Genomic DNA, 8,027 nt, shown 5'->3' with positions numbered 1-8,027 from the left:
CTATCCGGGTGTCCGTCAGGACTTGCTGCGCGAGTGCCGGATCCTCGTGCTGGCGATGGTCACAACGTGGCGCTGGGATCGCGGTGACCAGTTCCCGAACGGGCGCCGGCTGGGCACGGAGTGGCTCGGCCGGATCCGGGCAGCACTCGATCGCAACGGCCTGGACACCCATGGCTGATCACGGACCTTCGAGGCCGCGACCGGCCGGCGCGGCCACGGGCCCCGCCCGCCGGCGTCCGCCTCCCGGCGTCAGGCGTCCCTGGGGGCGCAGCCGCAGGAGTCCCGGTGCATGAAGGCCGGGTTGATGGTGACCTTGCGCGGGGGCAGCGACGGAGTGGCGAGCCGGGACAGCGCCATGGAGACGGCCTGTTCCCCGATGGAGAGGGCGGGCTGGGCCAGGGCGGTGATCCGGGGGTGGAAGAGGTCCGCCCACTCGAAGTCGTCGAAGGACACCAGGGCCATGTCGCGGGGAACCTCGAGCCCGGCGTTGCGCAGGGCGCGCATCGCGCCGATCGTCATGCGGTTGTTCCCGGCGACCAGGGCGGTGGGCGGCTCGGGCAGGGACAGCAGCCGGGCGACGGCCGCCTCGGCCCCCTCCTCGCTGGAGTCGCCGTCGGCTTCGTAGCGGGGGTCCGGTTCGATGTCGTTGCGCCGCAGGCCGAGCCGGTATCCCTGGCGCCGCTCGGTGGTGGTGGTGAGCCCCTCGCGGCCGGTGAGCATCGCGATGCGGGTGTGCCCGATGGACGCGAGGTGGTCGACGAGGGCGGCGGTCGGCTCGGCGTTGTCCACGGCGACCTGGTCGACGGGGGCGGGGACGAAGCGGTCGATGACGACGACCGGGACGTCGACCTGTCCGGCGTAGCGGATGGCCTGCGCCCCGTCGCCGGAGGGCGCCAGGATGAGCGCGCTGACCCTCCGGCGCAGGAGTTCGCTGACGGCCTTGATCTCCGCGTCCCGCTCGTCGTGGGTGTCGGCGAGCAGCAGGGAGTATCCGGCGGCCGAGGCGTGGCGGTCGATGCCGTGGACGACGTTGCTGAAGTAGGGGTTGGACAGGGCGGACATGGCCAGGCCGATGGTGCCGTAGCCGGCGCTGCCCAGGGCCCGGGCGGCGGGTTCCGGGACGTAGCCGGTGTCGGCGACGGCGTCGAGGACGCTGCGCGCCGTGGCGGGGGCGACGGGACGTGTCTTGTTGAGCACGTGGGACACCGTGGAGACCGACACCCCGGCCCGGCGCGCGACATCGGACATCGTGGGCGTCTGTCGTGGCGGACGACCTGGCATGTCCGAACCCTACCGAGCTTCCCGGAGGACGAGATCGGCGCGGGCGGCGGTGCTCCTGATGAGGGCGCTCGTGCGCTCGTCGACGCCGCCGGCCTTGGCGCGCGCGGCCTCGGGGTCGAAGCCGTAGCTGATGTAGCGGCGCGTGAGCCGCTCGCGCCGGGCCCGCGGCACGGCGTCCAGGAACCAGACCTCGTCCAGCAGGTCCTTCACCCGGACCCAGGGCTCCTGCACGGACAGCAGGAAGTTGCCGTCGACGATGACCAGGCGGTGCCGGGCCGCGACCTCGGTGGAGCAGGCCACGGGGTCTTCGAGGTCGCGGTCGAACTCGGGCCACCACACGCTGTTGTGCGTCTCGGTGCGGGTACGCCGCAGCATCGCGAGGAAGCCGTGCCCGTCGAAGGTGTCGATCGTCCCCTTGGCGGCACTCTGCCCCCGCGCCTCGATGATCTTGTGGGCGAGGTGGAAGCCGTCCATGGACACCGCCACGGCGACGCCGGGCCGTTCGGTCTCGATGCGGGCCAGGAGCTGCTCCGCGAGGGTGGACTTGCCCGCTCCCGGCTCCCCCACGATGCCGAGGATCGCCCGCCCGTCCCGGGCCAGTCCCAGGGCGCGCCGGGCGAGGTCCTCCAGGGGCGGCTGCGCGTAGAGCGGGGTGCCGTACGGGCCGTCGGCTCCGGCGGGGCGACGGCCGGCGGTGATCGTCATGCGGGAAGCTCCGGCGTGTGGTGGGCGGCGGGTCCGTCCTCGGGCATGGGCTGTGCGGTGTTCTCCCGGAGTGCCCCGTCGGCGTCCATCCGCAACGCGCCCGTCATCAGCCCCACCACGTCGGTCATGGTGCAGGTCCTGGGATCGACCACCGCGGTGCGCCGGCCGAGGCGGTGCACGTGGATGCGGTCGGCGATCTCGAAGACCTGCGGCATGTCGTGGCTGACGAGGACGACGGGGATGCCGCGGTCGCGGATGCGTGCGATGAGGTCCAGGACCTGGCGGGACTCGCGGACGCCCAGCGCGGCGGTGGGTTCGTCCATGACGATCATGCGGGTGCCGAACATGGCTGCCCGCGCGACGGCCACGGCCTGGCGCTGCCCGCCGGAGAGGGTGCCCACGAGCTGGGTGATGTCCTGGATGGTGGCGATGCCGAGCCGGTCGAGCTGCTCGGCGGCCCGGGCGCGCATCTCCTTGTGGTCGAGCATGCGCAGGACGGAGCCGAGGAAGCCCGCGCGGCGCAGGGGCCGGCCGAGGAAGAGGTTGCCGGCGATGTCGAGCTGCGGAGCGACGGCGAGGGTCTGGTAGACGGTCTCGATGCCCGCGGCGCGGGCGTCGCGGGGCCCGCGGAAGTGGACCGGCCGGCCGTCCAGCTCGATGGTTCCGGCGTCCGGGACGAGCGCGCCGGTGAGGGCCTTGATCAGGCTGGACTTGCCCGCGCCGTTGTCCCCGACGACGGCGAGGACCTCACCGGCGCGGATCTCGAAGTCGGACTCGCGGATGGCCACCACGTTCCCGTAGCGCTTGACCAGTCCGCTCGCGCGCATCACCACATCGGTGGAGGGGGCGGCGGGGGGACGGGCGGCCGGATGCGGTCGGTTCATGCGGTCCTCCTGCGGACGACACGGTCGACGGCGACCGCGACGATGACGAGGATGCCGGTGGCGACCTGCTGGTACAGGCTGTCGATGCCGGCCTGGGTCAGCCCGTTGGCCAGGACGGTGACGACCAGCGCCCCCAGCACCGTGCCGAGGACGCCGCCGCGGCCGCCGAAGAGGCTGGTCCCGCCGATCACCACGGCGGTGATGCTCTCCAGGTTGCCGGTCTGGAAGGCGTTGGGGTCGGCGTTGGGAATCCGCCCCAGGGCCTGCCAGGCGGCGACGGCGTAGACGAACCCGGCCAGGACGTACACGCTCAGCAGGGTGCGGCGGGTGTCGACGCCGGTCAGCCGCGCGGCTTCCTCCTCGTCCCCGACGGCGTAGACGTTCCGCCCCCAGGCGGTCTGGCCGAGCAGGAACCACAGCACGACGACGAGGACGAGCATGACGCCCATGCCGTAGGTGACCTCGATCCGGCCGAACAGGTAGGAGCGCTCACCGAGGAGGGTCAGCACGCCGGGGGGCACGGCGAAGCTCTCCCCGTTGGCGAAGAGCTGGCCGGTGGCGGTCAGCACGCTGAGCACGCCGAGGGTGACGATGAAGGGGGGCAGCCGCAGACGGGTCACCAGGGTGCCGGCCACGGCGCCGACGGCCGTGCACAGCAGGGCGCCGACGAGCAGGGCCAGGCCCCCCGGCAGGACCTCCTGGCCCAGCCGGGCGATGACGAGGGTGCCCAGCACCATGATGGCCGCGTTGGCCAGGTCGATGCCGGCGGTCAGGACGATGAGCGTCTGCCCCAGGGCGAGGGTGCCGATGACCAGGAACTGCTGGACGATCAGGGACCCGTTGTCGACGGTGAAGAACGTGTCGGTGGTGAGCGCGAAGACGGTCACGGCGACGACGAGCGCGGCCAGCGGGCCCGCCGCCGTGTTGCTCAGCGCCCGCTCCAGGGGCGACTTCGCCGCGGGTCCGCCGGGAGCCGCCTCCGTCACCGGCTCGGGCACGGGCGCGGGAGAAGTACGGGCGGTGGTCATGGAGGATCAGCCCCAGCAGTTCTTCAGGCCCCAGGCGGTGTCCTTGGAGGGGACTCCGGGAGCCGGGTCGTCGGTGATCAACTGGGATCCCGTGTCGATGAATCCCGAGGGCTTCTTGCCGGTCTCGGCGTACTCGACGACCGCGTCGACCCCCTTCTCCGCCATCTTCTGGGGGAACTGCATGACCGTCGCGGCGAACTTGCCGCTCCGTACGTTGCGGACACCGGTGCAGGAGCCGTCGATGGAGCCGATGACGACGCCCTTCTTTCCGGCGTTCTTCCCGTCCAGCGCCCGGGCGGCACCGGCGGCGGCCGGCTCGTTGATCGTGTAGACGGCGTTGACCCCGGGATTGCGCTGGAGCAGGTTCTCCATGGCGGTCTGCGCCTTGGTCTGGTCGCCGTTGGTGACGGCCGTGCCCTTGATCTCCGGGGAGTCCTCCGTCAGGCCGAATCCCTCCAGGAAGCCGTTGTGCCGCAGTTCGTCCACGGTCGAGCCCGGCGTGCCGTCCAGCAGGACGACGGAGGGCTTCCTGCCTTCCAGGGAGGCCTTGACGTACGTGCCCTGGGCGACGCCGGCGGCCTTGTTGTCGGTGGCGAAGGTGGCGTCCACGGCGTCCGCCGGCTCGGTCGCGGTGTCCAGGGCGATCACCATGATCCCCTTGTCACGGGCGGCCTCGATGGCCCCCAGTACGCCGCTCGAGTTGCTCGGGGTGATCAGGATGCCCCGGACGTTCTGGGCGATCAGGTTGTTGATCGCGTCGACCTGTCCCTGGTTGTCACCGTCGAACTTGCCCGCCAGGGCGATCAGTTTGGCCCCGTGCTTGTCCGCCTGGGCCTTCGCCGCCTCGCGCATCTCGACGAAGAAGGGATTGCTGTTGGTCTTGGTGACGAGGCCGATGGCCACCTGGCCGCCGGACTCCTCGCTGCCGGATCCGCCGCTCTTCGTCGACGTGCAGCCGGTGGCCAGCAGGGTCAGGCCGGCCGTGGCGACGATCGATGCTCTGACGGGAAAACGCAGACGTCCCATGATCCGCAACTCCTGTCCCCGGTGCGGGTCGCCCTCGACCTGCACGACTTCACGGCAATGTAGCTGGCCGAAACTCCCCTGCCTAGACGTTGCGCAAAGCTTTGCCTCTGCATTTTCGCCCCGATTAGCCCTTTCCGTCCCTCCGTGAAGGGCGGTCTTCGGCCTTGTGTCACCTCATGGCACCGCACTGTAGAGAGGGTCCAGGGACGGTTGCGCAATGCTTTGCCCCGTCGGCGGGTCTTCGGTCGTCGCGGACCGGATCGCTCAGGCCGACCCAGCGGCTCCCGGCCACCACTCAGCCGCTGCACCAGGAGAAATGGAGGCCGCAGTTCCACCTCACGGCCCGTCAGCGGGTCGTGAGACCGCCTCACCCCCGGGTTCCCTCCGCCCGGCGCCGGAACACGTGCTGGATCCACGCCGTCAGCACCCGCCCCGTCCACCGGACCGACACCGGCGACCCCGTCGCCGACGGCCCTGCGTTCCCGGCCCCTTCGAACTGCCGGAGGCAGTCTGGTGCGGACCGGGGGAAGTCGGTACGGTCCCGGCAGACACACCGGAACGCGGGGTTCAGGCCGGTACCGCCGAATCCGACCGGATGCGGCCGGCGACACCGACGGGTTCGGAGCCCGGTCCCGACCCCCGTCCCGACGGATCCCCCCACATCTGGAGCCACCATGCTGCGACGCCGCTGGAGCAGTTCGTTACTGCGTTCATTACTGCTCGCGCTCTCCCTGGCCCTGACCGTCCCCCTGTCCGCGTCCGCCTCTCCGCCTGCCGCCCCGGCCGACACCGGGCAGCGGGCCGGCACCTCCCCGGTGTCCCTGGAGGACGTCACCGTGACCACCGTCCAGGTCGCCTCCGGGCTGCGACGCCCCACCGCCGTCGTCGCGCCCGACGACGGGACGGGTCGGCTGTTCATCGCCGAGAAGGCCGGCCGCGTCCGCGTCTACCACCCGGACACCGGCCTGGCGGCCAACCCGCTGCTCGACATCGGCCAGGTGGTGGACACCTCGGGCAACGAGCGCGGGCTGCTCGGCATCGCCCTCCCGCCCGACTTCGCCGAGAGCCGGGAGCTGTACCTGGCGTACACGATGCTGCCGGACGGCCGGGTGGCCCTGGCCCGCTACCGGCTCGAAGACGGCGGCCTGGAGGTCCTGCTGACCCAGGAGCACGCCGAGTACAGCAACCACAACGGCGGCCAGCTCGCCTTCGGCCCCGACGGCCACCTGTACTGGAGCATCGGCGACGGCGGCGGGTCCGGTGACCCCTTCCGCAGCGGGCAGCGGCTGGACACCCTGCTGGGCAAGATCCTGCGGATCGACGTCAGCCGGAGCTGCGGAGACCTCCCCTACTGCATCCCCGAGGACAACCCCTTCGCCGGCGTCGAGGGCGCCCGCGGGGAGATCTGGCTGTACGGGCTGCGCAACCCCTGGCGGTTCTCCTTCGACAGCGCGAACGGCTCGCTGTGGATCGGCGACGTCGGCCAGGGCCGCTGGGAGGAGATCAACCACCTCGCCCCGGGGCGGGGCGGCGCGAACCTCGGCTGGTCCTGCTACGAGGGGCCTGAGGTGTTCGACCAGGCGCACTGCCCGCCCGGCGAGGAGTACACCGAGCCGGTCTTCACCTACCCCCTGGGCACCGACGGCAACTGCGCGGTCATCGGCGGGCAGGTCTACCGCGGTGCGGAGTTCGCCGACCTGATGGAGGGCACCTACGTGGCCACCGACTACTGCTCGTCCACCGTGTGGGCGATCCGCGAGGACGGCAACGGCGGCTACCTCCAGGCCGAGATCGGCAAGACGCCCACGCAGGTGACGGCGTTCGGCACCACGGCGGAGGGCGAGTTCTACGTCGTCAACGACCTCCCCGGCGGACTGCACCGCGTGGCCTTCGAGAAGACCGGGTAACCCGCCGTCCCCTGCCGCCGGGCCCGCCGGTCGTCGGACGGGCCCGGCGGGAGCGGTCGTAGGAGCAATCCTCCCGGGGAGGAGCACGGCCTGGTCCCGCAACCGGGCGCCCGGCACGGTGGGCTGCATGACCCATTCCTCCACCACCACGCCCTCCCCCACCGCCACGGACACCACCACGGACACCGCCACGGACCGGGGCGGGGCCGCCCGTCCCCTGGCCGGCCGGGTCGCGGTCGTCACCGGCGCCTCCAGCGGGATCGGCGCGGCCACCGCCCGCCGCCTGGCCGCCGACGGGGCGCACGTCGCCGTGCTGGGCCGCCGCGAGGACCGCCTGAAGGACCTGGCCGACCGGCTCCGCCCCACGGCCGCGGGCACCGTCCTGCCGGTGGCCGTGGACCTGGCCGATCCCGGGGCCGTCGGCGTGGCCGCCCGCACCGTCGGCTCGGCGCTCGGCCGCGTCGACCTCGTCGTGGCCAACGCCGGGGTGATGCTCGGCGCCCCCTTCGAGACCGCCGGGACCGACGAGTGGGACCGCATGATCGACGTCAACCTGCGCGGCCTGCTGCACACGGCGCGCGCCTTCGCCGACGACCTCCTCGCCGCCGCGGCGGCCGGCGGCCCCGCGGACCTGGTGCACGTCGGGTCCGTGGCCGGACACGCCCTCTACCCCGGCTGGTCGGTCTACTCCGCCACCAAGGCCGCCGTGGCCCACCTGACCCGCAACCTGCGGGCCGAACTCGGGCCGCGCGGCGTCCGCGTGAAGAACGTGGAGCCCGGCGTCACCGCCACCGAACTCGGGGCGGACATGCGGGACGCGGACATGCGCGGCTCCCTGGAGCGCATGCGCACCGACCTCCGTCCGCTGGCCGCCGAGGACATCGCCGCCGCCATCGCGTTCGCGGTGGCGGCGCCGTCCCACGTGAACGTCGCCGAGCTGGTCGTCGTCCCCGTCCAGCAGGGCTGACCCACCGCCCGCCGTGCCGGGACGGGCCGGCACGGCGGGCAGCCGGCCGGTAGTCCTCGACCAGTTCGACCCTGGCGGGCCACTCGCCGTGGGCAGGTATCGCTGACGGCCCCCGACACATCTCCGGCCGGTGGCCCGGCCGCACGGCCGTACCCCGAAGACGTCGGCTCGTTCCCCTTGGCGTTCACGCGGAGGCCCGGGCGACGATGTCGGTGATGTCCCTGAGCCA

General features: G+C 72.5%; 7 protein-coding genes. 2 read left to right on the top strand and 5 right to left on the bottom strand.

Translation table 11 applies throughout. The annotated features are described in order from the left end of the window. Positions 1–249: 249 nt before the first annotated feature. Genes VE546_RS21905 through VE546_RS21885 form a run of 5 tightly spaced genes read right to left on the bottom strand, consistent with a single transcriptional unit; the run spans position 250 to position 4,924 of the window. A complete protein-coding gene (locus VE546_RS21905; protein ID WP_324924990.1) occupies positions 250–1,248 on the bottom strand; it encodes a LacI family DNA-binding transcriptional regulator in 999 nt (332 codons plus the stop codon). A gap of 42 nt (positions 1,249–1,290) precedes the next feature. Further along, positions 1,291–1,986 (bottom strand): nucleoside/nucleotide kinase family protein, encoded by a 696-nt coding sequence (locus VE546_RS21900; RefSeq protein ID WP_324924988.1) that lies wholly within the window; start codon positions 1,984–1,986, stop codon positions 1,291–1,293. Next, entirely contained in the window at positions 1,983–2,870 is an 888-nt protein-coding gene (locus tag VE546_RS21895; protein WP_324924986.1) for an ATP-binding cassette domain-containing protein, read from the bottom strand. The genes VE546_RS21900 and VE546_RS21895 overlap by 4 nt, the downstream gene beginning before the upstream one ends. Beyond that, positions 2,867–3,898, bottom strand: a complete 1,032-nt coding sequence (locus tag VE546_RS21890; RefSeq protein WP_324924984.1) for an ABC transporter permease — start codon at positions 3,896–3,898, stop codon at positions 2,867–2,869. The genes VE546_RS21895 and VE546_RS21890 overlap by 4 nt, the downstream gene beginning before the upstream one ends. Positions 3,899–3,904: 6 nt before the next feature. Beyond that, complete coding sequence (locus VE546_RS21885; RefSeq protein WP_324924982.1) at positions 3,905–4,924, bottom strand: substrate-binding domain-containing protein; 1,020 nt, start codon at positions 4,922–4,924, stop codon at positions 3,905–3,907. A gap of 674 nt (positions 4,925–5,598) precedes the next feature. Between VE546_RS21885 and VE546_RS21880 the strand changes: the two genes are divergently transcribed. After that, complete coding sequence (locus tag VE546_RS21880; protein WP_324924980.1) at positions 5,599–6,831, top strand: PQQ-dependent sugar dehydrogenase; 1,233 nt, start codon at positions 5,599–5,601, stop codon at positions 6,829–6,831. 127 nt (positions 6,832–6,958) lie between these two features. Then, positions 6,959–7,798 carry an SDR family oxidoreductase gene (locus tag VE546_RS21875; RefSeq protein ID WP_324924978.1) on the top strand — a complete coding sequence of 280 codons (840 nt, stop codon included), beginning with the start codon at positions 6,959–6,961 and terminating at the stop codon, positions 7,796–7,798. Positions 7,799–8,027 lie beyond the last annotated feature (229 nt).

Source organism: Streptomyces sp. (assembly GCF_035644915.1).
In the GTDB taxonomy this organism is placed as follows: Bacteria; Actinomycetota; Actinomycetes; order Streptomycetales; family Streptomycetaceae; genus Streptomyces.
The sequence above is the reverse complement of the archived record's forward strand: the minus strand, read 5'-3'. Positions and strand labels throughout refer to the sequence as shown.

Coding starts and splice junctions, on each gene's coding strand:
- VE546_RS21905 (WP_324924990.1), bottom strand. CDS start 1,248: ATGTCCGATGTCGCGCGCCGGGCCGGGGTGTCGGTCTCCACGGTGTCC.
- VE546_RS21900 (WP_324924988.1), bottom strand. CDS start 1,986: ATGACGATCACCGCCGGCCGTCGCCCCGCCGGAGCCGACGGCCCGTAC.
- VE546_RS21895 (WP_324924986.1), bottom strand. CDS start 2,870: ATGAACCGACCGCATCCGGCCGCCCGTCCCCCCGCCGCCCCCTCCACC.
- VE546_RS21890 (WP_324924984.1), bottom strand. CDS start 3,898: ATGACCACCGCCCGTACTTCTCCCGCGCCCGTGCCCGAGCCGGTGACG.
- VE546_RS21885 (WP_324924982.1), bottom strand. CDS start 4,924: ATGGGACGTCTGCGTTTTCCCGTCAGAGCATCGATCGTCGCCACGGCC.
- VE546_RS21880 (WP_324924980.1), top strand. CDS start 5,599: ATGCTGCGACGCCGCTGGAGCAGTTCGTTACTGCGTTCATTACTGCTC.
- VE546_RS21875 (WP_324924978.1), top strand. CDS start 6,959: ATGACCCATTCCTCCACCACCACGCCCTCCCCCACCGCCACGGACACC.